Annotated in this window: 24 protein-coding genes and 1 tRNA gene; 11 read left to right on the forward strand and 14 right to left on the reverse strand. The window is 38.0% G+C overall.

Features of this window, described 5'->3' with window-relative positions; translation table 11 throughout:
- Positions 1-15: 15 nt before the first annotated feature.
- Positions 16-1,902: a heavy metal translocating P-type ATPase gene (locus HMPREF9144_RS01655; protein WP_040595355.1), complete on the forward strand. Its 1,887-nt coding sequence runs from the start codon at positions 16-18 to the stop codon at positions 1,900-1,902.
- Positions 1,903-2,301: 399 nt separating this feature from the next.
- Here the strand turns inward: HMPREF9144_RS01655 and HMPREF9144_RS01660 are convergent, their stop codons facing one another.
- Positions 2,302-2,748, reverse strand: a complete 447-nt coding sequence (locus HMPREF9144_RS01660; RefSeq protein WP_006044074.1) for an HU family DNA-binding protein — start codon at positions 2,746-2,748, stop codon at positions 2,302-2,304.
- Between the two features lie 591 nt (positions 2,749-3,339).
- Here HMPREF9144_RS01660 and HMPREF9144_RS01665 point away from each other — a divergent pair.
- Together HMPREF9144_RS01665 and HMPREF9144_RS01670 are read left to right on the forward strand one after the other, a co-directional pair.
- Complete coding sequence (locus HMPREF9144_RS01665) at positions 3,340-4,323, forward strand: T9SS type A sorting domain-containing protein (protein WP_006044076.1); 984 nt, start codon at positions 3,340-3,342, stop codon at positions 4,321-4,323.
- Positions 4,324-4,468: 145 nt separating this feature from the next.
- On the forward strand, positions 4,469-5,707 hold the full coding sequence (locus HMPREF9144_RS01670) for a DUF6383 domain-containing protein (protein WP_006044077.1): 1,239 nt from the start codon (positions 4,469-4,471) through the stop codon (positions 5,705-5,707).
- A 180-nt stretch (positions 5,708-5,887) separates the two neighbouring features.
- Here HMPREF9144_RS01670 and radC read toward each other — a convergent pair whose 3' ends face one another.
- From radC to efp, 3 genes are all read right to left on the reverse strand, one after another.
- Entirely contained in the window at positions 5,888-6,583 is a 696-nt protein-coding gene (gene radC, locus HMPREF9144_RS01675) for a RadC family protein (RefSeq protein WP_004366982.1), read from the reverse strand.
- A gap of 6 nt (positions 6,584-6,589) precedes the next feature.
- Positions 6,590-7,642 (reverse strand): glycosyltransferase family 2 protein, encoded by a 1,053-nt coding sequence (locus tag HMPREF9144_RS01680; protein ID WP_006044078.1) that lies wholly within the window; start codon positions 7,640-7,642, stop codon positions 6,590-6,592.
- Between the two features lie 99 nt (positions 7,643-7,741).
- Complete coding sequence (efp, locus tag HMPREF9144_RS01685; protein WP_006044079.1) at positions 7,742-8,308, reverse strand: elongation factor P; 567 nt, start codon at positions 8,306-8,308, stop codon at positions 7,742-7,744.
- Between the two features lie 217 nt (positions 8,309-8,525).
- On the opposite strand from efp, the gene rpmH reads away from it, so the two are divergent.
- The 6 genes from rpmH (at position 8,526) to HMPREF9144_RS01715 (ending at position 13,596) form a co-directional block, all read left to right on the forward strand.
- Positions 8,526-8,681 carry a 50S ribosomal protein L34 gene (gene rpmH / locus HMPREF9144_RS01690; protein ID WP_004354441.1) on the forward strand — a complete coding sequence of 52 codons (156 nt, stop codon included), beginning with the start codon at positions 8,526-8,528 and terminating at the stop codon, positions 8,679-8,681.
- A 114-nt stretch (positions 8,682-8,795) separates the two neighbouring features.
- Positions 8,796-9,572, forward strand: coding sequence for a PASTA domain-containing protein (locus HMPREF9144_RS01695; protein WP_006044081.1), 777 nt, complete (start codon positions 8,796-8,798; stop codon positions 9,570-9,572).
- A gap of 10 nt (positions 9,573-9,582) precedes the next feature.
- Positions 9,583-10,671: an RluA family pseudouridine synthase gene (locus HMPREF9144_RS01700; RefSeq protein ID WP_006044082.1), complete on the forward strand. Its 1,089-nt coding sequence runs from the start codon at positions 9,583-9,585 to the stop codon at positions 10,669-10,671.
- A gap of 32 nt (positions 10,672-10,703) precedes the next feature.
- Positions 10,704-11,699 carry a D-alanine--D-alanine ligase gene (locus HMPREF9144_RS01705; RefSeq protein ID WP_006044083.1) on the forward strand — a complete coding sequence of 332 codons (996 nt, stop codon included), beginning with the start codon at positions 10,704-10,706 and terminating at the stop codon, positions 11,697-11,699.
- A gap of 99 nt (positions 11,700-11,798) precedes the next feature.
- Positions 11,799-12,953, forward strand: coding sequence for a 1-acyl-sn-glycerol-3-phosphate acyltransferase (locus HMPREF9144_RS01710; RefSeq protein WP_006044084.1), 1,155 nt, complete (start codon positions 11,799-11,801; stop codon positions 12,951-12,953).
- Entirely contained in the window at positions 12,946-13,596 is a 651-nt protein-coding gene (locus tag HMPREF9144_RS01715) for a NigD1/NigD2 family lipoprotein (RefSeq protein ID WP_006044085.1), read from the forward strand. Before HMPREF9144_RS01710 ends, HMPREF9144_RS01715 begins: the two co-directional genes overlap by 8 nt.
- A gap of 45 nt (positions 13,597-13,641) precedes the next feature.
- Here HMPREF9144_RS01715 and HMPREF9144_RS01720 read toward each other — a convergent pair whose 3' ends face one another.
- From HMPREF9144_RS01720 to rbfA, 4 genes are all read right to left on the reverse strand, one after another.
- On the reverse strand, positions 13,642-13,944 hold the full coding sequence (locus HMPREF9144_RS01720; RefSeq protein WP_040595356.1) for a hypothetical protein: 303 nt from the start codon (positions 13,942-13,944) through the stop codon (positions 13,642-13,644).
- Positions 13,945-14,429: 485 nt separating this feature from the next.
- Positions 14,430-14,502: transfer RNA gene (locus HMPREF9144_RS01725), tRNA-Pro, on the reverse strand.
- 159 nt (positions 14,503-14,661) lie between these two features.
- Entirely contained in the window at positions 14,662-15,891 is a 1,230-nt protein-coding gene (locus HMPREF9144_RS01730; protein WP_006044087.1) for an FtsX-like permease family protein, read from the reverse strand.
- The gene (gene rbfA, locus HMPREF9144_RS01735) at positions 15,891-16,226 is read right to left on the reverse strand and encodes a 30S ribosome-binding factor RbfA (RefSeq protein WP_006044088.1); all 336 of its coding nucleotides are present in this window, start codon (positions 16,224-16,226) and stop codon (positions 15,891-15,893) included. The genes HMPREF9144_RS01730 and rbfA overlap by 1 nt, the downstream gene beginning before the upstream one ends.
- Before the next feature lie 540 nt (positions 16,227-16,766).
- Between rbfA and HMPREF9144_RS01740 the strand changes: the two genes are divergently transcribed.
- Positions 16,767-17,591, forward strand: coding sequence for an AAA family ATPase (locus HMPREF9144_RS01740; protein ID WP_040595357.1), 825 nt, complete (start codon positions 16,767-16,769; stop codon positions 17,589-17,591).
- A gap of 17 nt (positions 17,592-17,608) precedes the next feature.
- Positions 17,609-18,613 (forward strand): DUF4435 domain-containing protein, encoded by a 1,005-nt coding sequence (locus HMPREF9144_RS01745; protein WP_006044090.1) that lies wholly within the window; start codon positions 17,609-17,611, stop codon positions 18,611-18,613.
- Positions 18,614-18,986: 373 nt separating this feature from the next.
- Here the strand turns inward: HMPREF9144_RS01745 and HMPREF9144_RS01750 are convergent, their stop codons facing one another.
- The 6 genes from HMPREF9144_RS01750 to HMPREF9144_RS13670 all read right to left on the reverse strand — a co-directional run.
- Complete coding sequence (locus tag HMPREF9144_RS01750; RefSeq protein WP_006044091.1) at positions 18,987-20,444, reverse strand: TrkH family potassium uptake protein; 1,458 nt, start codon at positions 20,442-20,444, stop codon at positions 18,987-18,989.
- 24 nt (positions 20,445-20,468) lie between these two features.
- Complete coding sequence (gene trkA, locus HMPREF9144_RS01755) at positions 20,469-21,809, reverse strand: Trk system potassium transporter TrkA (RefSeq protein ID WP_006044092.1); 1,341 nt, start codon at positions 21,807-21,809, stop codon at positions 20,469-20,471.
- Entirely contained in the window at positions 21,806-23,767 is a 1,962-nt protein-coding gene (dxs, locus tag HMPREF9144_RS01760; RefSeq protein WP_006044093.1) for a 1-deoxy-D-xylulose-5-phosphate synthase, read from the reverse strand. Before dxs ends, trkA begins: the two co-directional genes overlap by 4 nt.
- Before the next feature lie 486 nt (positions 23,768-24,253).
- Complete coding sequence (locus HMPREF9144_RS01765; RefSeq protein ID WP_006044095.1) at positions 24,254-24,865, reverse strand: DUF4840 domain-containing protein; 612 nt, start codon at positions 24,863-24,865, stop codon at positions 24,254-24,256.
- A gap of 137 nt (positions 24,866-25,002) precedes the next feature.
- Positions 25,003-25,722: a Bax inhibitor-1/YccA family protein gene (locus tag HMPREF9144_RS01770; protein ID WP_006044096.1), complete on the reverse strand. Its 720-nt coding sequence runs from the start codon at positions 25,720-25,722 to the stop codon at positions 25,003-25,005.
- 32 nt (positions 25,723-25,754) lie between these two features.
- Positions 25,755-25,950, reverse strand: a 196-nt coding sequence (locus HMPREF9144_RS13670; protein ID WP_218916163.1) for a hypothetical protein, incomplete at its 5' end; no start/stop codon positions are given.

Below are 25,950 nucleotides of genomic sequence, written 5' to 3' on the forward strand. Positions count from 1 at the left end.
ACAAAACAAAAAACGATGAAGAAAAAAGTTATAAGAATTATCCTTACTTCTGTATTGCTATTAATAGCATGGTTGATAGACCGAAACTACAATTTGCCTATGTGGCAAACATTAATTGTTTATTTTGTGCCCTATTTGCTTATTAGTTATGATGTATTGGGCGAAGCTGTAGAAGGAATTATGGAAGGAAATCCTTTCGACGAAGACCTTCTTATGTCTATTGCCACAATTGGAGCCTTTATTATTGGATTTTTACCCAATGGAGAACCCGAATTTTTAGAAGGTGTTTTCGTTATGCTATTCTTCCAAATTGGAGAACTCTTTGAACATTATGCCGAAGACAAAACTCGAGATTCTATTTCTAACCTTATGGATATTCGCCCCGACTCTGCAAATGTTATAAAAAAAGGCGAAATCATCGTAACAAATCCCGCTAATGTTGCCATTGGAGAAACGATACTTGTGAAACCGGGAGAGAAAATTCCGCTCGATGGAGAAATAATTGAAGGCAACTCTAGTCTTAACACTGTAGCCTTAACAGGCGAAAGCATTCCAAAAGATGTTACTTTGGGCGACAATGTTGTATCAGGGTGCGTGAATATCTCTGGGTTATTGAAAATAAAGGTAAGTAAAACTTTCAATAATTCTACTGCTTCAAGAATTCTACAGTTAGTAGAGGAAGCAAGTGAAAATAAATCGAAGAACGAATCATTTATTCGTCGCTTCGCACACATATATACTCCTATCGTTGTTATTGCTGCAATTATTCTAGCGTTTATTCCACCTTTTTTTGCTGACAGTTATAACGATGCTCTTTCTACTTGGCTTTACCGTGCACTTACATTCTTAATTGTTAGTTGTCCGTGTGCTTTGGTTATTTCTATCCCATTATCGTTCTTCTGTGGTATTGGAGGTGCCGGACATATAGGTATTCTTATAAAAGGTGGAAATTATATGGAAGCTTTAGCACGTGCAAAAACTATTGTTTTCGATAAAACTGGAACATTAACTCGTGGCGTTTTTGAGGTAGAAGCTATTCACCCTAATCAGTTTTCAGAACAAGAACTCTTGCATCTTGCAGCACATGTTGAACAATTTTCTACACACCCAATAGCAATTGCTCTGAGAAATGCTTATAAAGATACGGGGTGCGAATGCAAAGTAGAAAACATAAAAGAATTTGCCGGACAAGGAATTTCTGCCGAAATAAACGGTAAAAACGTATGTGTAGGTAACAAAAAATTTATGGAACATATAGGTGCTGAAATTGTTGCCTGTAGCAAATGCCAACATTCAAAGGGGACCTCTGTACATGTAGCCATAGATGGCAAATATGTTGGTCATATTGTGATAGCCGACCAAATAAAAACCGATGCTTCTTCGGCTATCGCGAACTTAAAGAAAATTGGAATAGAAAAAACAGTAATGCTAACTGGCGATCGTAAAGAAGTAGCCGATGTAATTGCTAATAAATTAGGAATAGACGAATATTATAGCGAACTAATGCCTGCTGATAAAGTTGAACACGTTGAACGCTTATTACACCAAAAACCTATTAAAAGTACACTTGCTTTTGTGGGAGACGGTATAAACGATGCACCTGTTTTAGCCCGAGCCGATATTGGAATTGCAATGGGAGCACTTGGAAGTGATGCCGCAATAGAGGCAGCAAATGTTGTTCTTATGGACGATAAACCTTCAAAAATAGCCAAATCCATCGCTATTTCTAGACGAACTATTAGCATTGCTCGACAAAATGCAGTATTTGCTATTGGTATAAAAGTCGCAGTTCTTATACTTTCTACTGTAGGAATAGCAACAATGGGAATGGCTGTTTTTGCAGATGTTGGCGTAATGGTATTAGCAGTTCTAAATGCTACCCGTGCTTTAAGAGTAAAATAAATTTGTAATTCGAAATATCGGTGTAATGGACATTTGGTAGGCTGAAATGACCAGCCTCCAAATGTCCATTACGCCAATTTTTCGTGTTTTTGGGGACAGTAGATATTTTTGAGACAGTAGATATTTAGTGTGGATAAGCATATAGTTTGACCAGCCTAAAAAGATACTCTTTATTTTTGCAAATATGGAACTTTCAAATGTATAATTCCATTTTTTATCAGATTTTCTTTTTGGATATTAGCATTATTTTGCAACATTCCTGTTATTATTAAAGCAGATCTCAATGATAACAGTTCAGCATAATCTACTATTTATGGGAATTATTTACAATGAACAGAAAGGAGACACACCGTTTTGGTGCATCTCCAATTCTCTTCTCTAAAATTTCAAAAAGCGAATTTAAGGGTGTGGTTGTGATCCTCCACCATTTTCAGGCTTCTTTTTACCTTTTGTTTTCTCCTGCGCCGCAACTTTAAAGAACTCGACATCGTGTAATGTTCTGAAGTCGGTACTCGGTCTGAACAAAATCATCGTCTTTTTAATGTGAGTAGAAGGCTTAAAGTCGTCTTCTTTCTCTACAGCTTTTGCGCTGAAAGTAGGACGGAATTTGCCAAGTGGTCCCGCATCTACAATGTTACCTTGCGAACAAAGTAAGTTTAATACTGTCCGGAATTTGTAAAAAACAGCTGCAACATCTGCTTGACTCACAGTAGAACCATCTGCCATAAATTCACAAAGTCTGTCGAAACTTACACGTTGCTTTTGGCAAACTGCTCTGGCTATGTACATTGTTAAGCCTTTCTTTGGACCAACGCCCATCTTTCTTTTTGTAATTGAATAGTTCATTAATTAAAAATATTAAGATTAATAAAATTTGCACTTGCTTGTCTTTCGTCGCACGCAAGTGCTTTTGTTCGTGCGATGGTGCAAAGTTACAACTCAATTTAGCCCTTTCAAAGCAGAAAGTAGGTAGTTCTATGGGTAGTTTTATGGATAGTATATAAAAAATGCGTGGTACAAAATTTCAACTTTTCACTTTTTGTTAAATACTTGGCAATTTACAGGTTATTATATTAATAAGGTGTAACGAAGCTTTTATCTCTATTGAGCATTAGAATATTGGGTTTTGAACAGCCTAATTGCCAATCGTGATTACAGCACAAAAAAAATATAATTAAGAATGAATGTTTTTGTAATTACAAAATCTGATTTTATAATTACATTTTTCTATTCTATAATTATAGACAGATACTAAAAAATTCTTTTGATAGATTTCACCATTAAAAAATATTGTATCTCCTATTGGTATATTTATTCTTAATTCTGGTTAAAGTAATGTAAATAGAAGTAAAATGCAACTTCTTTTTTCAATTCTTAATATTTATAATATATATTTGCAATAACAATCTGAAACAATGTTTAAGTAAATTACTTCCTATGAAAAAAATATTTTTTAAATCTCTAAATATGAGGAACAGAGGGATATATACGCTGAAACTTTGTCTGTTATTTATACTAAGTACTATGTTCGTTTCAATTTCTTATGCACAGACAAATGTGATTGACGGACATGAATATGTGGATATGGGGCTTCCAAGCGGAACCCTGTGGGCAACCTGCAACATCGGAGCTGAGTCTTCCACAGACTTCGGAGACTACTTCGCATGGGGAGAGACAGAGCCGAAAGAGGAATACACCGATGAGAATTACAAATTCTTTGAAGGATACAAAGAACTTCCCGGGGTAGGTTGTTATCTTTTATGCACGAATATAGGAGAAGATATATGCGGGACGGAATACGATGCCGCGAGGGTAAAATGGGGCGGACGATGGCGCCTGCCTACTTTTGAGGAGGTAGGGGAACTCGTGAGACTCTGCTGGAATAAATGGGAGGAAGTGGACGGCATTTGGGGCAGACGCTTCCATTATGGTGCAAATGAAAACACCCTGTTTCTTCCTGCTGCCGGATACGCTGCTACATATCAAGGGACAACATATCGTAACCAGAATTGGAAAGGATCTTGTTGGACCGGAACGCTCCATAGAGCAGAAGGAGATCCTGATGATCTTATAATGAAAGCCAAAGATATAGATTACGATTCAGGCAGTGTTGGCAGAAGATCTAGCATAAGAACAATCGGTCTCCCCATTCGACCTGTTATCAATCCCAGAGAAACCGGGATTGACGATATTGCATATACACGAAATATCTACGTAATATACCGTAATGGTTCAATAGAATTAAGTTCCATAGAAAACTGCGACCATATTGATATTCTGAATGTATGCGGGCAGAAGATTCTCTCTTCCACAGTTACAACAAAGAGCATTGAGACACCTCACTTTTCAAAGGGCATATACATCTGCGCCTTGGCAAAGCAAGGCAAATTGGTTTGTACACGGAGGATAATTGTCAAGTAATGTTTTGCAATAAAAGAAAACAATTATACCATTGGTAAAAATTATTTAGCATATTTAATTCAATCGATGAACTATTAATTAATCATTTAGAAGAAAGGAGTTTGGTATGAAAAAACATTTACTCATTTGTATAATCGGGCTATGTATGCTCGCAATACCAACATTTGCGGAGGGTAATGAAATATTAACTCCGACGAGTTGTACTATTGAAAATAAGCGAGTATATGAACCGCTTAATGTAACTAACATCTATTTTGCAGGTAAAATTACAGTTGCTGAAGATGCAAAAGCCCTGATAACTTGCGATGGTAAGACGGTAGCAACCGGTACAATTAAATCTGATACCTATCAAGAACAGGGTATTGCGGTTATTTCTTTCGATAAACTTATTCTTCCCAAAGGTCGCTCTTATCAGTTGGAAGTTCCATCAGGTACAATTAGTCTTAAAAGTAATCCTACGATGAAAGCTGAAAATCTTAAATTTAGCTTTACAGTCCCTTCAAAGATTCAAGGAAAATATTGTTCTGTTAAAGATGGTTCTACGGTAACATCAGAAAGACTTATATGTTTCTATTTTGAAACAGAAACAGAACCTATTGGAGAACCAGAAATGACATTGTATAGAGAGGGGCTCCCGGTGAGAACATTTAAAGCAAATGTAGGTTGGGATTGGAACTTAGGTCAAGCCTATGCTGACTTTGGAGAAAAGATGAACTTTGAGAAAGGAGTGCACTATTCGCTTGTATTGCCCGAAGGAAGTCTGAGACCAAGATTCCGCACCGACATAACGAATGAAGAAGCAAAAGTAGATTTTGTAGGCGGATATACTGAACCTATGGAGACAATAAACTATGTAGGGTGCAACATTCTTGATAATAAAGATGGTGTGCTTAACGAAGTTCGTTTTTTCTATAATCAGCCAATAATGCTTTCGCCGAATGCCAAGATACAACTATTTGGCAATAACAACAAACTGATTAAAGAAGCTACGCCTGTATTGACTAAAGAGAAAGAACAATGGGTTGTTTCTTGTAATTTCGGTGGAGTAGAAGTGCCACACGAGGGCTGTTATATAGTAATTCCGGCAGGAAGTATTATTTCAGCAAATGGCAATGTTGTAGTTAATTCTAAAAATGTCTTGAGCATAACTAATCCGACAGGAATAGGCAAGGTATCGAACAATGATGTAGGTATTTGTGTATCTGGAAGACAGGTTATTATAGACAATGCTCCTTTAGGTGAGACTCTGTCTGTATATTCGGTTAATGGGACAAAAATAGCAAACAGCCTTGTATCTTCTTCGCATATTGTTTTAGAATTGCCATCAGAAGGTATATATATTGTTTCTATAAATGGCCATGTTAATAAGATAGTGGTGCGATAGTTTTTTCTTGAATCCAAATTGGTTGTTAAGGTAATTGTATCTTCTTACAACCGATTTGGATTTAAATTGTAGAATAGGAGTCGCTTACAATAAGAACATTGCAATATAAGATTCTGGAGAAGCGTGTTTAGGCATGTTCTCAAAATTCTACGTTGGTCTGTCTTTTAGAACCTACCTTTATTATATTCTTCCTTCTTCGCGGTACGAATAAAAATGTTGTTGGGCAACTATAACGTGGTCTACAAAATAAATGTGCATCGTATCGGCAGCTTTCTTTAAACAGTTAGTAATATTGTCGTCTTCTCTGCTGGGTCGAGGATTTCCGCTGGGGTGATTATGGCATAGAGCAATTGCAGTGGCATTTTTCAGTAATGCTTCTTTTAAAATTATGCGCACATCAATAGCAGTTCCTGTAATACCTCCGTGCGAAATACATTTTGCTTCGATAAGGTCTAACTTTTGGTTCATCAGTAATATCCAGGCTTCCTCTACATCTTTATCTTGTACTTTTGGGTACATATAATTGTATATGGCAGGGGCAGAATCAAGATTTGGGCGTTTTGCAATGTCAGATGCCTGTCGTCTTTTTCCTAATTCGCATGCGGCAAGTATGGTTACAGCTTTTGCTTCGCCTATACCATTGTAAGTTGTAAGGTCGGTAATAGATAATTTTCCAAGTGTATTCAGATTATTCTTACAGTCTGCCAGCACACGCTTCATAAGTTCGACGGCACTTTCACGTGTAGAACCGGAACCAATAAGGATTGCTAAAAGTTCTGCATTAGAAAGTTTATCGGCTCCAATATTTATAAGTTTCTCGCGTGGACGGTCTTCTACTGCCCATTTATTGATGGTTAGTTTTGTTTTTTCCACCATAAACCATTATTTATAGAAATTCTTTTCGAAAGCTGCAAATTCGTCTTTGCCTTTTATGCAGCGTTTCCACCATGCTTCAATAAATCCGAAACCATAGCCCATAAGTTGCACGAAAGCTGCGCGAATACTAAGAAAGCCAATTTTTATGCTTTTGTTCTGAACAGTACTATCTATCAAGATTAAGAGCGAATAGAGTAGGATAGGGGCAATAGCACATATACAAAAAGATAAACCCACAGTTTTTGAAGAATAAGAAACCGATGGCACGAGCGAAACGAAAAGACCGATAATAAAAAGTAGGCTAAGGAATATAACACCCACGGTGAATATCATTGGTAGCAGATGAACTAGTTTCAGCGATTCTGGATATTTCTTATAAAGGTTTATGCGTGCAATCCCCGAATTGTACACTTGTCTATAAAATTTTCTGAAATCGGTACGGCGTTTGTGCCAAACCCATGCATCTGGAAAGAGGCGACAACGTTTATTAGCTTTAAAAATACGGATAGAAAAGTCTATATCTTCTCCGAAACGCATTTTAGAAAAACCTCCAAGTTCCATATAAACATTGCGACGAATGCCCATATTGAAAGAACGAGGATAGAACTTGTCTAGCTTTTTTTTGCCACCACGAATGCCACCCGTAGTAAAAAACGATGTCATAGAGTATGAAATAGCTTTCTGAGTATCAGAAAATGATTCGTGGGCAGCGTCAGGACCACCGAAAGCATCGGCAGGTTCACGTTTAAGTTCTTCTTCAATAGCACTTAAATATCCCTCGGGTAATACAACGTCAGAATCTAATATTAGTAAGTATTCGCCTTTTGCACGTTCAGCACCATAATTTCGGCTTTGTCCTGGACCAGAATTAGGTTTCATAAAATAATGCAAATCAAGTTGATTTGAGTATTTTCTGCAAACCTCTTCGCATGTTTTTTGTGAACCATCTTCTACAATTATAACTTCAAAATCAGTGAAAGTCTGACCTAACAAACTAGATAGAAGTTCGTTTACTTCGTCTGGACGATTAAAAACGGGAACAATAATGCTGTATTTCATAATACTTAGGTTAGGTTGGTGCGCATTATGCGGTATTATAAAAAAGAAAAAAGGACAGAAAGTTGGGTTGTTTTCTCAACTTTTTGTCCTTTTGTTGTATTATGCGTTTATACGACCTAAGTAACTTCCGTCGCGTGTATCAATCTGAATAGTTTCGCCTTCGTTAATAAAGAGTGGAACTCTAACTACAGCACCAGTCTCTAATGTGGCAGGTTTTGTAGCGTTTGTAGCTGTATTTCCTTTTACTCCAGGTTCGCTATGTGTAATTTTCAATACAGTTTTAACAGGCATCTCGGCAGAAAGGATAGTTCCATCAGAAGTATCTGTAACAACTTCTACTATGTCGCCTTCTTTCATATAGTCAGCTCCTGTAATTTGGTGGAGAGGAATAGGAATCTGTTCAAAAGTTTCCTGATTCATAAAGATATATCCAGTAGGGTCTTGATAAAGATACTGGTACGGACGACGTTCAACGCGAACATCTTCAAGTTTAAAGCCTACTTGGAATGTACGCTCTAATACACGACCATCAGCAACATTCTTCAGTTTAGTAATCATAACCGTATTACCCTTACCCGGCTTCCTATGTTGAAAGTCAATACAAGTCCAAATCTTTCCATCAAGACGGATACATGTCCCGATTTTGATTTCTTGTGAATTAATCATAATCTATTATTTATATTTATTATTTATTTGTTACGGGATAATTTGCTTTGCGCTGCAAAGTTAAGCAAAATATGGAAAAAAACATAAATTATTCAGCTAAAAAACAGCCTTTTCTTGGTTAATTGAAAAAGAATAAGTAATTTTGCAACCCATAACGTGAGATTGTGTCTCAACGTAGAGTTTATTTTGCATAATAACATAAAAAGAATATATAACAATGAAAAGAACATTTCAGCCTCACAACCGTCGTCGTGTAAATAAACACGGTTTTCGTGAAAGAATGGCAACAAAAGATGGTCGCCGTGTTTTGGCAGCTCGTCGTGCAAAAGGTCGTAAGAAACTTACTGTGTCTGACGAACATCACGGAAAGTAATCTAAAGGCTTATAGAAAATTGACTTAGAAACGGAAAGAAGGAGAGACTATTCTTTGCTTCTTTCCGTTTTTTTATTTAACTTTGCCCATAATAAGATATATAGTATAATAAAAATGACGTCAAAGGGATTCGTCCACAGCTTTTTTAGTACCTATATTTGGGGAAATGTCCTCGCAATAGTAATTCTCGTAACAATACTTTTTATAGGTGTGCGATATGGAATTGACTATTATACCCACATGGGCGAGTCTATCGTTGTGCCAAATGTACTTCATAAACAATACGACGATGCGCTCGATATTATGGATAAAGTAGGATTGACAATTGAAGTCTCTGATACAGGATACGTAAAAAACTTACCACCCGATTGTATCTTAGAACAGACACCTGCTGGCGGGAAACGTGTAAAATCTACACGCGTTATATATGTAACTATTAATGCTGCCAGTGCGCCAACATTACCTTTACCAGATTTGGCAGATAATAGTTCTCTTAGAGAAGCGCAAGCAGAATTACTTTCAATGGGTTTTAAAGTGGGCGATCCTGAATATGTTCCTGGAGAAAAAGACTGGGTTTATGGCGTTTTGGTAAATGGAAAGCCTGCACAGGCAGGAGATCGGATTCCTAACGATGCCGTAATAGTATTACAAGTGGGCGATGGAACACGTAATGCAAACGATACTATAAATCAGTCGGGAAGTAGATATGAAGATGTAGAGGTTGAAGAGCCTAAATACGAAGAGTATTATGATTGGGTGGAAGTTCCTGTAGATGAAAATGGAAACGAAATAAAAGAAGAAAGTAAATCTACTCCACGTACGGTTCCTTCTGTTCCACCAAAATCGCCAGCTTTACCGCCTGACCAGAATGCACCAAAGCCAACTGAATAAAGAGTAAGGTATGATAGACAACGAAGAATACTTTAATGAAGATTTAGTTGACAATCTTTTAGACGAAGATGAGATAACAACTGATACGGGTGAACTTTACGAACACTTTAGAATGGTGGTAGATAGTGGGCAAGGTTCTGTACGGATAGATAAGTTTTTATTCGAACGAATGCCTAATTCTAGCCGTAATCGTATTCAGAAAGCTGCTGAAGCTGGTAGCATTTATGTTAATGGAACGCCAGTAAAAAGTAGTTATAAGGTTCGACCTAACGATGTTATCACTCTAATGTTAGGCTGCCCGAAACACGATAATACAATTGTTGCCGAAGATATACCACTTAATGTTGTTTACGAAGACAACGAAATTATGGTAATAAATAAACCTGCGGGACTTGTTGTGCACCCTGGAGCTGGAAATTTTCACGGAACACTTATCAATGCTATAGCTTGGCATTTGCGCGATTTAAAGAGTTTCGACCCAAACGATCCTGCTGTTGGCTTGGTTCATCGTATTGATAAAGATACAAGTGGACTTCTTTTAATAGCTAAAACTCCTGATGCAAAAACAAATCTAGGTAAACAGTTCTTTAATAAAACAACACATCGTAGCTATGTTGCATTAGTCTGGGGAAACTTTACAGAGAACGGAGGACGAGTAGAAGGAAATATTGGACGCGATCCAAAGGACAGACTACGTATGAAGGTGTTTTCTCCTAATTCGGGTATAGGGAAACCTGCTGTTACGCACTATAAAGTTTTGGAACGATTTGGCTATACTACTCTAATAGAATGTGTATTAGAAACAGGTCGAACACACCAAATTAGGGCACACATGAAACATATTGGACACCCACTTTTTGGAGATGAACGCTATGGCGGCACAGAAATATTGCGAGGACAGCGTTCTAGTACATATAAAGCCTATATACAAAATTGTTTTAAGTTGTGTAACCGACAAGCCTTGCACGCAAAAACACTTGGCTTTGTTCACCCAAATACTGGAGAGCAAATGGACTTTACAAGCGAACTTCCCAATGATTTAGCAAACGTAATAGAGAAGTGGCGAAATTATATAAATGGTAAACAAGAACTATCGTGAGTTTCTTGCATAATTAAAAATAAGTAATAAGAATGAAAGATATGAAACGTACAATAGCCATCGTTTGTGGTGGCGATTCTTCAGAACACGATGTTTCGCTCCGTTCTGCACAAGGATTGTATTCCTTCTTCGATAAGGAACGTTACAATATTTATATAGTCGATGTAAAAGGAACAGATTGGCATGTAAACCTCGATAATGGGCACACTGCACCTATTAATAAAAACGATTTTTCGTTTAATAATAATGGTCAGACCATCTTTTTCGACTATGCATATATTACTATACATGGACGTCCAGGCGAAAATGGTATTATGCAAGGCTATTTTGAGCTGGTAAACATTCCTTATTCTACATGCGATGTATTGGCATCGGCACTCACATTCGATAAGTTTGTGCTGAATCGTTATTTGAAATCATATAGCATTCATGTTTCTGAAAGTATTTTGCTTCGTATTGGCGATGCATACAACGAAAAAGAAATAGCAGAGAAAATAGGTATGCCATGTTTTGTAAAACCAGCAACCGATGGTAGTAGCTTTGGTGTTTCAAAAGTAAAGAATGCCGATCAATTAGCTCCTGCACTTCGTAAGGCTTTTATGGAAAGTTCAGAAGTTATGGTAGAAAGTTTCCTTGATGGTGTTGAAATAACACAAGGAATATATAAAACGAAAGAAAAGTCGGTTCCATTCCCCATCACAGAAGTGGTTACAAGCAACGAGTTTTTCGATTATAATGCTAAATACAATGGCGAGGTAGACGAAATTACTCCTGCTCGTATTAGCAAAGAATTGGCTGAAAAGGTAACAGAGGTTACTTCTCACATCTACGATATTCTGCACGCAAATGGTATTATTCGTATCGATTATATTATCACAAAAGATAACAATGGAAACGATGTTATCAATATGCTCGAAGTAAATACTACTCCAGGAATGACCGTTACAAGTTTTGTTCCACAACAAGTGAAAGCTGCCGGACTTGACATAAAAGATGTACTAAGCGATATAGTAGAAAACCAATTCTAAATATGTTATATAATATAAGGTGTAGACCAATATGGCTCTGCACCTTTATTTGTTTATAGCAACTGTTTAAAAATAGCTAACACATAAATATAATAGGTTATGAAAACACCTTCTGAATTTGACGATATACGACCATTTGAGTCTGAAGAACTACCCGAAGTTTACAATCGCTTGCTTGCAAACAAACAATTCCAACAAGTATTAAACTATCTTTATCCTGGTGTGCCTATAGATGCTATTTCGCAGAAGATGCACCAATGTAAAACCAGCCTTGAATTTCAGAAAGCTTTTGCCTATCATTTTCTGCAAGGACTCATAGATAAGGCTAGTACGGGGTGTGATATGGACTCATCGGAGATTGATAACACAAAGCAATATACATTTGTTAGTAATCATCGTGATATTGTACTCGATTCTGCTTTTCTTTCAAAGTTGCTAATAGATAATGGCTTTGCCACTACTTGCGAAATTGCTATTGGCGATAATCTTTTGTCGTTACCGTGGGTACGCGACTTAGCACGACTTAACAAGAGTTTCATTGTAAAGCGTGGTCTTACTCCTCGCGAACTTATGCAGGCAAGCATAAAGATGGCACGCTATATGGTGTTTGCTCTAAAAGAGAAACACGAAAATCTATGGATTGCACAGCGAGAAGGGCGTGCTAAAGATTCTAACGACCTTACACAAAAGTCTGTTCTTAAAATGTTTGCATTGGGAGCCGAAGGTACATTGCTCGAAAGACTTCAGCAATTCCATATCGTTCCACTTTCTATTTCTTACGAATACGACCCTTGCGACTATCTAAAGGCTGCAGAAATGCAAGCAAAACGCAATAATGCAAATTGGAAAAAAGCACCTATGGACGATGTTCTCAGTATGCAAACTGGCATAATGGGCTATAAAGGCTCTATTCATTATCACGCTGCTCCTTGTATTGACGCATATTTAGACTCACTGAAAAATGCAAATATGGCAAACGGTCCTCTGTTAGATGTCATTTGTGAACATATAGATAAAGAAATACACCGCAACTATCGCCTTTATACCAACAATTATGTTGCACTGGACGAACTTGAGGGCACCACAACTTACGCTAATAAGTATACCGACGCTGATAAAGCAAAATTCGATGCTTATATAGAACAACAACTTGCAAAAATAACACTCCCAGGTAAAGACGAAGTATATTTGCGCCAACGTCTATTGGAAATGTATGCCAACCCTACTCGCAACTATATAAAAGCTAATGCGTAAATCGTTCTTCTTTTTGTTTCTCATCGTCATTCTGTTGGTAGCTTGTACTAACGATAGTTTTAAAACGGGCGATTCGGAATACTCTTATCTGCAGTCCGACTTTGTTGAGGCTACTACTAATACCAATGCTGCTTTTGTTTCGGCTGTTACCGACGATGGCGATACTCTTTTGTTGCATTCGGCTTTAAGTGCAAAATGGGCAACAAAGGCAGATACCACCTATAGGGCACAACTATATTATAATAGAAACAACTTAGAAGTTGTGCCCATAGCTATCTCTAAAGTTTATGTTCTGCCAGTGTCGCAACAACCGCATACCACAAATACACCCGATCCAATGGGCTTTACCAGTGCTTGGATAGCTAAAACACGAAAGTATATTAATCTTGAATTGGCTCTAAAGACGGGTAAGGACACAGAAAATAAACAGTCGTTAGGCGTAAGTTTAGAAAATGTAGTATCGTCGGTAAGCGGAACAAACAAATATACACTACGTTTGCTACACCAGCAAAACAATGTTCCTCAATATTACACAGTGCGCACTTTTGTTAGCATTCCAACCACCTTTGCACATAAAGGCGACAGTATAGAAGTGCACATAAATACCTATAAAGGGGAGGTTATAAAAGCCTTTATTTTATAATATTTTAGTTTTTCTTCTTGTTTGCTTGTTGTTCGGTCTGTTATATTACATCGAATATTTTATGAAATGTGTTGCGTACATTCCACGAATGGTTGGTGTACATTCCGTTAGGCGTAGGGGCAGATTTATCTCGCCCGTATATGTTTGTTGTTGTTTAGTGGTTGTGAATGTATATGCGGGTACGATGAATCGGCGTATATGGTGGGTGTTCGTAGCGTACACAGCTGGTGTTTGCAGCATATACGGTTGTTGTTGGTAGCGTATATAATGGGTGTTTGCACTGTGTTTAGTGGCTGATTTATTTGCTATATGTGGTATGGCGATGTGTGTGCGTAATTGTTCGTACATATTTGTTTTCTGTTTCTATTATGAGTGTGCAACGATGTTATACGCAATAGATGGTTTTACTTACGTGTAAGTAAAACTTTATTTACGTGTAAGTAGAGTTTTATTTACGTGTAAGTAAAACTTTATTTATGTGTAAATAAAACTATTTGGTGCGTGTGAAAATATTGTGCAACCATAGTGGGAACGACACGCAACTATAGTGAGAATGTTGTGTAACTATAGTGAACGTGGTGGGGGAGCGGAAAGAAGCGACTGTGAGGTTTGGGCGAATGTGTTGAGTGTACACAACTGTGTTGGCTATGTTTTTGTTGCAAAGTTTTTTAATTTGTGCAATGGAAGAGCATTTTGTTGCTACTCTAACAGTGTGTTGTGGGTTAGAGGCTATGTGTTTGGTTTGAATAAGAGGCTGTTTGTTGCGGTTTGTTTGTTTGGTTTAGATAAAAATAAAAGGCAAGCGATGTTGTTTTCGCTTGCCTTTTGTGTTGTCGGGATGACTGGATTCGAACCAGCGACCCCTACGTCCCGAACGTAGTGCGCTACCAACTGCGCTACATCCCGCTTTAACGCCAAATGGGTTGTTGTGTAGTAATATTGCTATATTTTGTTTTTGCTATTACTAGCTGTCGTTAAATGCACTGCAAAGGTATAAAAAAAAGTAGAATTGCAGAAACATTTGTCTTATATTCGTAAGCAGGCGCAAATGTGTTTGTGGTATTGCTACCTTGTGAGTTGCTTGCTCATATATCGCACAGGATACCAAACGGCTATCCACCCCACAACAATAACAGTGGCAAATATGGCAACAATGTCCCATGGGTGTACGCTAATGGGATAGGCGTTCACAACGAAGTTTCCTGCTTGATTGCCGAGTTTCACTAATCCGTAAGTTTGTTGCAACCAGCATAAAAATAGTCCGATGGCAATACCAATAATGGCACCTGCAGCCGAAATCATACGTCCTTCGAACAAAAACACCTGATTTATTTGTTTGTCAGAGGCTCCCAGGTTGCGCAATGTTTGTACGTCGTTTTTCTTATCAATCATTAGCATAGATAGCGACCCTATGATATTGAAGCATGCAACCATTAGAATGAAAGTGAGAAATGCGTATGCAAAGAGTTTCTCTATGCGCATAATGTTGAATGTATCCGCCTGTTGTTCGTAGCGGTCTTTTACCACAAGTTGGTTGCCCACAATGTGTTCTATTTCTCCCTTCACCTTATCGATATCTTCGCCTGCTTTTAGACGTAGTTCTAGCGATGTAATTTCGCCCTGTCTGTTGAAGAGTCGTCGTGCGAATGGTAGCGATGTAATAATATAGTTGTTGTCGTATTTGTTTTGCTTTACTTGGAATATGCTTTTTGGCGATAGTAGCGAGTCTGCCACGAAGGCATTCATAGGGTTCGATGCATCGTATTGTCCTTTTCGTTGTGGTGCATATATGTGTAGATAGTTTTTCCAGTCGATGCCCGTGTTTAGCTGTTGTGCTACGCCAATACCTAAGATGCCATAGTCTAAGTTGGCAATATGCAGTTTGAAAGTTCCATCGCCTATTAGTATATGGCTGATGTTGGTAAGCGAGTCGAAGTTTTCGGCTACGCCTTTTACGGTTACCATTATTTGTTTGCCTTGATAGGTAGCCAATGCTTGGTCGGCAACACATTCGGTAGCAACTTCTATACTGGGCAATGTTTTTATTTTGTGCAAAAGCGGATTGTCGGCTGCAATAGTTTTTCCTTTTGCAGCTTCAACCTTTAGTTGTGGGTCGAAGTTGGTGAAGAACGAAGCTACGAGATCGGAGAAACCATTAAATCCGCTCAGTACCACAACCAGTGCCATAGTAGCAACAGCCACCCCAATTACCGATATCAGGCTGATAACGTTAATGGCGTGGGTGCTTTTCTTTGAAAAAAGATAGCGGCGTGCAATATAAAAAGGAAAACTCATTACTTCTTCAGAAGTTCGTCTATGCGTTCAATATAATCTAACGAGTCGTCAATGAAGAAGCGTAGTTCTGGAATAATGCGCAACTGGTTGTGTACGCGTTGTCCTAAATCGTATCGTATAGTTTTCTCGTTTTTATTAATGTTTGTAAGAAGTTCTTCGGCTTTGTCCGATGGAAATATACTAAGATAAGCAGTACAGATGCTCAAATCTGGGCTAACCTTTACTCGTGTAACGCTAACCAATACGCCGTGCATAGCACGTGTTTGACTTTGGAATATGCTTGCAAGCTCTTTTTGTAGTAGGCGTGCAATGCGATTTTGTCTTGTTTCTTGCATTTTCTGTTTATATTTTATTGCAAATTTACGGTAATTCTCTCATATATCAAAATAAGGCTCTTAAAATTAGTATTGGCGAATATCCACCCCAGAGTAGATAAAATCTAAAATAGTGTTAAATATATAAAGAGAGTAGGGGTTTTGTGTTTTTCTGCGTTTTATAAGTGAAGTTCAGCGAGAGCTTCTATAAAAGTGATGAACTTTTTAAATACGATATATGCTTTTTTCTACAGATTAAGTTAATGTAACTATGTGATGAACAATGTTGGCGCTCTTCGTTGGTTGAAACGCGGAGCTCAACGAACAAAACTTTTTCGACAAACTTAGAAGGTCTAAATTGGGCTGAAAAGTTACCTTTTTTGTCCTGATAAGTCTGAAGAAAACAAGAACCTACTTAAATATAATCTACAAACGGAGGGGGCGCATCTGTGCAGATGCGCCCTCAATGTGTTTAGTAAGTAGGACCTAATTTTATATAAAAACCACTTTTTAGCCTTATAACTGAAAGAAAAATGCTACATTTGCTGGAAAATAACTGAACTGCTATGCAAAAAATATGCTGACTATATAAAGGAGATAGAAATAGATTCGCTGTGGGCTGGACATAAGCACATACGTTGGGAGCTTAATAGACACGTAAATATATTAAGCGGAATTAATGGAGTGGGGAAGAGTACCATTCTGAATAAGGTGGTAAAAGGACTTGCACAAGGTGGCGAGTTTCCAAGCCACATGTTGAAAGGCGTTCATATAAAAGTATCGCCAGACGATGCAACATGGATTAGGTACGACATTATTCGTTCGTTCGATCGGCCGCTAATGAACATAGAAAGCATAAGCAAGGCAGACTTAAATCTTGTTACAGAACTTGATTGGCAATTGTTTCAGCTGCAGCGTAAGTATCTAGACTATCAGGTAAATGTTGGAAACCGCATAATAGAAACACTGCAAAGTGGTGCGCCTGACGCTGCAACCAAAGCACAAACATATTCGGCTCCGAAACTATTGTTCCAGAACATAATAGACGAACTGTTTGCTGAGACAGGTAAAAAAATAGTGCGTTCGGAGAATGAAATACGTTTCTCGCAAATGGGTTGTACGTTGTATCCTTACCAATTGTCGAGTGGCGAAAAACAAATGTTGGCTATATTGCTAACAGTTTTGGTGCAAGATAGTAGGTCGTATGCTTTGTTTATGGACGAGCCAGAGGTGAGTATGCACATAGAGTGGCAGAAGAGATTGATAAGTTTAATATTAAGTTTAAACCCAAATGTGCAAATAATACTCACTACGCACAGTCCGGCGGTTATTATGGACGGTTGGTTAGACAAGGTAACCGAAGTGGACGAGATTACTGTGGGGTAAGAAAACAACGAAACTTAATGGGAAAACAGCTTAAAGACAATCTGTCGTCAGCCTATTTTGAAGCAGCAAACCGACTGCAAGGACGTAAGGCACGAAAAAGAATTGTGGCGTATGTAGAGGCATACGACGACATTTTCTTTTGGCGTACGGCTCTTAGCAAATTTGAAAACGAACACCGCTACTTTGAAGTTATGCTGCCATCGCGCCACACGCTTACCAAAGGAAAACGCTCGGTGCTGATGAATTTAATTTCAGGTAATGTGGGCGAAAGTATGATAGCTTGTGTAGATGCCGATTACGACTATCTGTTACAAGAAACAACACCCACATCGCGCACAGTGAACCACAATCCGTACGTATTTCATACCTATGCATACGCCATAGAAAACCTGCAATGTTGTGCCGAAAGTCTGCACGATGTTGGTGTTGCCGTAACGCTGAACGATAAGCCTATATTCGATTTTGAAGAATATCTACGCCTTTATAGCGAAGCAATATTTCCATTGTTTGTTTGGAGTATATGGTTCTACAGGAATGGTATTTATGGAAAGTTCTGCATTACCGATTTTAATAGAGTTATAGAAATGGGTAATTTTAATTTCCACACTGTTTATCAGAACATAGAACGATTGCGCCACAAAGTAGCAGCAAAAATACGTCAGTTTCAACGAGAATATCCCGATGCAAAAGAAACCTATTTGGCTGTAAAACAAGATATAGAACAGCTTGGAGTAACACCCTCAACAACCTATTTGTATATTCAAGGGCACCATTTGTTCGACAACGTGGTTGTGCCAGCACTGAAGAAGGTTTGTAACAAGTTGATGGACGATAGGGAACAAGAAATACATCGCAATGCACGACACATAGTGCAACAGCGCAACGAGCTTTCGAGCTACAATAAAAGTATAGAGAGCATTGTTTCTATGCTACGACGTAATGTAAACTATGCTAATTGTGAACCTTATATACGGTTGCAAACCGATTTAGGACATTTCTTAGACAACGATAACACCGAATAGTCTCATAGTTCTTATTTATACATTTGGTAGCATTCAGTCTGAAGAAGAACTGCTATAATATATGATGTGTACCATCTACAGCGTGTATAGTGTAGATTGATGAATAGACGATTACAGCATACTAAACCAATTAACCCAAATCAGCCATTAGATCACAATATGTATAGTTCTTATTACTCTGGTATTGTTTTCTAACATATTTTATTTTCTTATCAGCATCTTGTATGTCTTTGTAACTTAACGTAGCCCACTACGCCTGCGTTGCAAAGGCATACAATCTACTCAATAATAAAACAAAATATGTTTAGACTCTAATGACCTATTTGGGTTAAAACACAACGGCAGAAGAGCTGCTTTATATGCCAATTTGGTTTTAGTTCTCTTTCCAGAACGAAGGAGTGAATAACACCAATACAGAGAAAAGTTCGAGGCGACCAACAAGCATTAAGAACGAACTAATCCATTTAGCAAAGTCGGGCAGTTCGTTCCACGACATTGTAGGACCAATCTCTAAACCTAACGTAGGACCAACGTTACCAAGACTACTAAGTGTAATTGTCATTGAGTTGGTAGAGTCGATGCCTGCTGCTATCATAGTGAAAGCACAAATAACCGCAAGAAATAAATACAAACCAATGAATGCCAAGAGAGTTACACGTTTACACATTTGCACATTGTATCCGTCTACTTTCATAGGCAGAACAGCATTAGGGTGGAGTATTTGACGAAACTCATTCTTAATAACCTTTACCAACATTACGCCACGTATACTCTTTATTCCACCACTTGTAGAACCCGACGAACCTCCAAAAAACATACAAGCAGCAAGAACAACCCATGTAACATGAGGCCATTTGGCTGCATCGTCGCTAAAGAGTCCAGTTGTTGTAATAAACGACACTACCTGAAAAGCAGAGCTTCGGAAGGCATGTTCCACTTCGTAGTTACAACGGAAGATGAGCTCTAACATAATAAATAGGGAGAAGCTAGCAGTCATTGCTGCATAAAACTTAAATTCGCTGTTCTTGAGCATTTCCTTTAGTTTGAAGCCCGCAACAGATGTGTAGAGCAAAGTGAAGTTTACGCCCGATAGGAAACAAAAGATAGTACAGACATACTCTTCGGCTGGCGAATGGAATGTAGCAATAGAGCCACTTTCGGTGCTGAAACCACCAGTAGCGGTACTGGTCATAGCATAATTAAAAGCATCGAACCAGTTCATACCACACACCTTATAGCTTACAACGCAGGCAGCCGTAAGCACAAAATAAACCATCCATATCCATTTAGCCCCCATACTGAGACGTGGGTGAAGTTTGCTCTTTATAGGTCCTGTGGCTTCTGCTGCAAACACTTTTAGCGACCCGCCAACAAGCGAAGGTAAAATTGCAATGGTAAAGAAGACAATACCTAATCCGCCTATCCATTGTGTTAGCGATCGCCAGAATAGTAAGCCTTTAGGGAAATGTTCGGGGAAGTCTACTATGGAGGCACCTGTTGTGGTGAATCCCGACATAGTTTCAAAGAAAGCATTGGTGAAACTTGTGATATAACCGCTGATAAGAAATGGAAGAGTACCAAAGAGAGAGAATATAATCCACGTTACAGCCACCACAAAGTAAGCGTCTCTACGACTAATAGTGTTGTTGGCATGTCTGCCCATTAATCGGAATGCGCCTCCAGCCACAATTGTTATAAGTATAGACCAAATGAATGCTATTATATCTTTGTCTTGATATAATAACGACACACATAAACACACAGACATTAGCAACGCCTCTAAGCCTAAGAGCGCACCAATAATTTTTGCTATCGTCTTTAGATTAAGCATTGGTAAAAATTCTTCTTTTAAACTTTAGTTGAACAACTGTTCTACCTTCTTCATATTGGCATTGTAGCAGAAAACAACTACAATATCACCAGCCTCTATTTGCGTATTACCAGAAACTAACATACCAACATCATGGCGAACTAATCCTCCAATAGTCATTCCACTTGGGATATTTACATCTTTAATAGGTTTCTGCGTAATGCGAGATCCTTGAACAGGTATGAATTCGGCAACGTCGGCATCTACAGACATAAGGAAACGCACATTACTAACATTCGCATCGAGCAACATTTGATAGATGTAGCCAGCAGCAATAGCTCTTTTATTAATAATAGTGCCAATATCTAAGTTAGCAGCCATATCTACATAGTCGAAATTCTCTACAGCTGCAATCGTCTTTCTTACGCCTAAGTTTTTTGCTGCCATACAAGCTAAGATGTTTGTTTCGGCATTCGGTGTAAGTGCAACAAATGCTTGCGTGTGTCTAATGCCCTCTTCTATGAGTAGGTCGGTATCTCGTCCATCACCATTGATAACAAGTACAGATTCGTCGAATATTTCATTAAGATATTCACATCGGTCGAAGCTGTTTTCGATAATCTTAATATCCATATATTCAGGCATAATTTTTACAGAGCGCACGGCTGTGCGTCCACCACCCATTATCATAACATTTTTAACATCAACGTAGTGCTCTTTGCCTGTGAATTTGCGAACGTAGGGTATATATTCTTTCGTAGTCATAAAGTAGGCGAGGTCTTCTCGTTGTAGTGTCTCGTTTCCACCAGGAATAATGGTTTCGTTTCTACGTTTAATGGCAACAATGTGATATGGGTCGTTAGGTCCACTTATTTCTCTTAATGGTTTATCTAAGATTGCACAAGTGTCGCGAAGTTTTATGCCTAACATAACCAACGCTCCACCACGAACGTCCCAGCGCTGACGAACCCACGACATTTTAAGGCCGTTTATGATATCTTTTGCTGCTAGAAGTTCAGGATAAATAAGACTATCAACGCCTAACTGCTTAAATAACTCTTGGTTTTTAGATTCCAAATACTCTGGATTATCAATCTTAGCCACAGTCTTTTTTGCACCAAGGTGGTGTGCCATAGTACAAGCAGTAATGTTTGTTGTTTCTTTTGGGTCTACAGCAATAAAGAGATCAGCGTGTTTAACATCTGCCTCTTGTAGTATCTGTATACTTGTAGGCTTTCCTTGCAGTGTAAGAAGGTCGTAGTCTTGACCTATTTTGTTTAACCTCTCTTCCTGCTCGTCTATTAATATTATATTGTACTTATTGCGCGATAAGAATTGTGCTAAATAAGTCCCTATGGTATATGCTCCTGCTATAATAATTTTCATATTTTGTTTGTGTATGTTGCTAACAATCTTTTTTCTATTTCTTGCTTTATGCTATATTTATCAAATCCACACAATTCACGAAGTTCGGCAACAGTTCCTTGTTCAATAAAGTGATCGGGCAAACCTAATCGCTGTACGTGTATGTTTTTGTTGTGTTCGTTCAGCCATTCTATAACTGTTGTTCCTAAGCCACCATTTATTACCCCGTCCTCTATGGTAATAATTTCAGAGAAGTTCTTTCCTACCTCTTCGAGTATATTCTCGTCTATTGGTTTTAAGAAACGCATATCGTAAAGGGCAATACGACCTGTATATTTGCCTTCTTGCTCTATTTCTTCGATGGCTTTTTGAGCGTCGTTTCCTATAGGACCAATGGTAAGAATAGCTATATTTTTCGTACAATCTTTATGTTCGTTACCTAAAGTCTTATCGTAGAGTTTGCGTCCTGTACCTACTTTGATCTCTTCTAAAGGGCAACGCCAATCAACTAACGAACCACAGCCACGTGGATATCTTATAACAAAGAAACCTTTTTGAGGCAACTGAGCTGTGTACATCAGACGACGCAATTCGTGTTCGTTCATAGGAGATGCTATTGTGATGCCAGGTATAGGGCGTAGAAAAGCCATATCAAAAGCACCGTGATGTGTTGCACCATCTTCGCCAACAAGACCTGCACGGTCTAAACATAATACAACGGGAAGATTAAGAATGGCTGTATCGTGAATGATATTATCGTAAGCACGTTGCGAAAAGGCACTATATATATTGCAGAATGGTTGTAAACCATCTTTTGCCATACCTGCAGAAAATGTCATAGCGTGTCCTTCTGCAATACCCACGTCGAATGTGCGGTCTGCCATTTCTTTCATCATAATGCTCATAGAACACCCGGTTGGCATTGCTGGGGTAACACCAACAATGCGTGGATTTTTTCGGGCAAGTTCTAAAAGAGTATGTCCAAACACATCTTGAAACTTTGGTGGCTTATTGTTATTGTCTTGTACTAGACGTTTTCCTGTTTCGGGAATGAACTTACCTGGTGCATGCCAAACTGTTGCGCTCTTCTCTGCAGGTTCGTAACCTTTACCTTTTATAGTGTGCAAGTGTAACAATTTTGGACCCTTCATATCTTTAAGCTGGCGCAATAGTCTTACAACTTCTTTTACATCGTTTCCATCGAATGGGCCAAAGTAGCGTATGTTCATTCCCTCAAAGAGGTTTTGCTGTTGAGCAAGTGCCGACTTAATGGCATTATTCAAACGAATAATGCCTTTGCGACGCTTGTCGTTTAGTAATCCTTTAGAATGTAACCATTGCGACGCCTTAAAACGAAACTTATTGTAGGTTTCGTTTGTATCAAGGTTTAATAAGTATTGTTGCATTCCTCCAACTGCCCTGTCTATCGACATATCGTTGTCGTTTAGTATAATGAGTAGGTCGTTGGGCTGACTTGAGGCGTTGTTTAACCCTTCAAACGCTAACCCACCACTCATTGCTCCGTCTCCAATAATGGCAACTACGTGGCGTTCTGGGTGATTTGTCATCTTTGCAGCCACAGCCATTCCTAAGGCTGCTGAAATAGAATTAGAAGCGTGTCCACAAGTGAACGTGTCGTATTCGCTCTCTTTAGGAGATGGAAAAGGCATTAAGCCATCTTTCTTTCTGTTTTTACAAAAGCTTTCACGCCTATTGGTTAATATCTTGTGTCCGTATGCTTGATGCCCCACATCCCATACAATTCTGTCTTCTGGTGTGTTGAAAACATAATGACATGCTACGGTTATCTCAATTGCGCCAAGGCTCGATGCAAGATGTCCAGGATTTACGGCTACTTCCTGAATAATATCTTTCCGAAGCTCATTGCATAAAACAGGTAACTCGTCTATGCTCAATTTTCTTAAATCGGCAGGCGAATTAATTTTGCTTAAAAGTTTGAAAGTATTCTCGTTCGACATTACTATTATGTAATAATGAGTGCAAAGTTACTTTAAATAGATTGAACAACAAAATAAATATAGGCTAATTTAGGCGACTTATAATGTGCTGTAACGCAATAGCCTTTCTTTAAAAAGTTTACCTTATATAACAAAAGCTTAAGAACTTTCTGTAAAAACTTAAGAGTTTTTATCACACTTCTATAATTGTTCGTTTTCTTGTTAAAATAGTCCTAACCTATACTACCTTCGTAGTAAAGATAGTCTATATGCTCAGCAGAAAAACGAGAAACGGCAAGAGACTAATTACTATTTTAGGCTAATAAAAAGAGGAAACAGGGTGTTGTTGTTCTGTTTCCTCCTGAAAATTAATATCGAAAGAGTCTGTAAATAACAAATACTTTTTTGCTTTCTGTTAAGGTAAGTTTTAAAACTATATTTCTCTACCTATATTTAGAGAATGCACTTAATGCAGAAATCAATAGTGATTTGCGTTTACATCTTATTTTATCTACGTTCTAATTTTAAGAATATTGCAGAGTTGTTTGCCCTGCTGGTTATGAGTTTCTCATCAAGATACATACTGCCAAATTGAATAATTTGTATAGCTAGTCTATCTCTTCCTGATAACTGTGCAAGTGAATTTCTGTTGTTAATAAAGAAACCTGTCTTAAATGTTTGTGTCTTGCCCTTATAGTTTATATTAAGCGAAAGTGGAGTAGGGTTTACCAAAAGTGTTATGGGATCATTATCAATGAATGCTATGTAACATAATACATCGGTAGTTCCGAGACTTTCGATAGCGCTCTTTAAGTCTTTATCCTCTAATTGACCAGTGAGCACCTTTAATGGAAGATTCTTTATAATGAGCGTTGAGTCGGTATTAATGGTAACTGATACAGGCAGACTGTCTTTTTCAAGAATAGACATGTTATCGTTAAGTTTATTGAAAAACACCTTTCCCGTATAGTTTCCTTTCACACTGTTGAAAGCTGCTTTCACTTCGGCAGGAGTAAGTCCTTCCTTGTTGTTGTTGTTGTCAAGATTGCACGATGTAATGCCAAGTAATGCAATGCTACTAAATACTACTAGCATCAGTTTGTTCAATGTTTTCTTCATTTTCTTCTTTTTATTTTATTTAGTTATTCTCTAATCAGAGTTAAACAATACGCCCGTTAGCGTAAATAAACTAACAGATGCCACCTTCTTAAAAGCTGTGCATCTGTTTCTTTTATGCTTCTTGTAGTTTTCCTCTCTTAGTTCTTTTTTCCTAAGAAACGTAATAAATAGAGGAATAGATTAATAAAATCTAAATACAAATTTAACGATCCCAAGAGAGCCATCTTCTGTGCTGACTCGTTCGCATCGGGAGCACTCATTACCATTCTCTTAATTTTCTGTGCGTCCCAAGCAGTCAAACCAGTAAATATTAATACACCTACACCACTTATAATTAAATTAACCATTGGACTACGTAAGAAAATGTTTACTATTACGGCAATAATTAAGCCAATGAGCGCCATAAACAAGATGCCACCTATTTGGGTTAAATCTTTCTTAGTTGTGCTACCCACAATAGCCATTGCAGCGAATGTTCCAGCAGTAATAAAGAACGTTTGAGCAATAGAAGTTGCAGTATAAACTATGAAAATCCAAGCCATAGTAACTCCATTCAATATGGAGAAAATAATAAACCACATTGTAGCCGATGTTAATGAAAGCTTCTCAATACGTGCAGAGAGATAGAAAACGATACCAAGCTCTGCCAAACTACAAATTAATAGTGGTGCCATACTGTTATAAAGCATCATTAACATAGCTGTAGATGTGCTTACACCGTATGCTACAACACCTGTTATGGTGAGAGCCATTGCCATCCATGTGTAGACTTTACGCATAAGTAAAGGCCATGAATGTGATACTTCTAAGTTATTGAAGCGATTGTTATTCGCTCTAGAAAAATTGTCGAACTCCATAGTTATCTTCTTTTATTAATTCTTTCTATTTCTTACAAGATATGTGCCAACTTAGCTAATAAGTGGCGAATACTAGTAATATTTTTGCAAATGTACTTTAAAGCTTTGATAAATGCAAATAAGTAATAGTTTTTTTTATTTCTTTTAGTTTTTCGTCCTAAAAGTTTACTGTGGGTAGGTTTAGGTTTTCTGCTTACAGTGTTACCCGTATTTATAGTAGCTCTTATT

The sequence above is a fragment of the Prevotella pallens ATCC 700821 genome, from assembly GCF_000220255.1.
In the GTDB taxonomy this organism is placed as follows: Bacteria; Bacteroidota; Bacteroidia; order Bacteroidales; family Bacteroidaceae; genus Prevotella; species Prevotella pallens.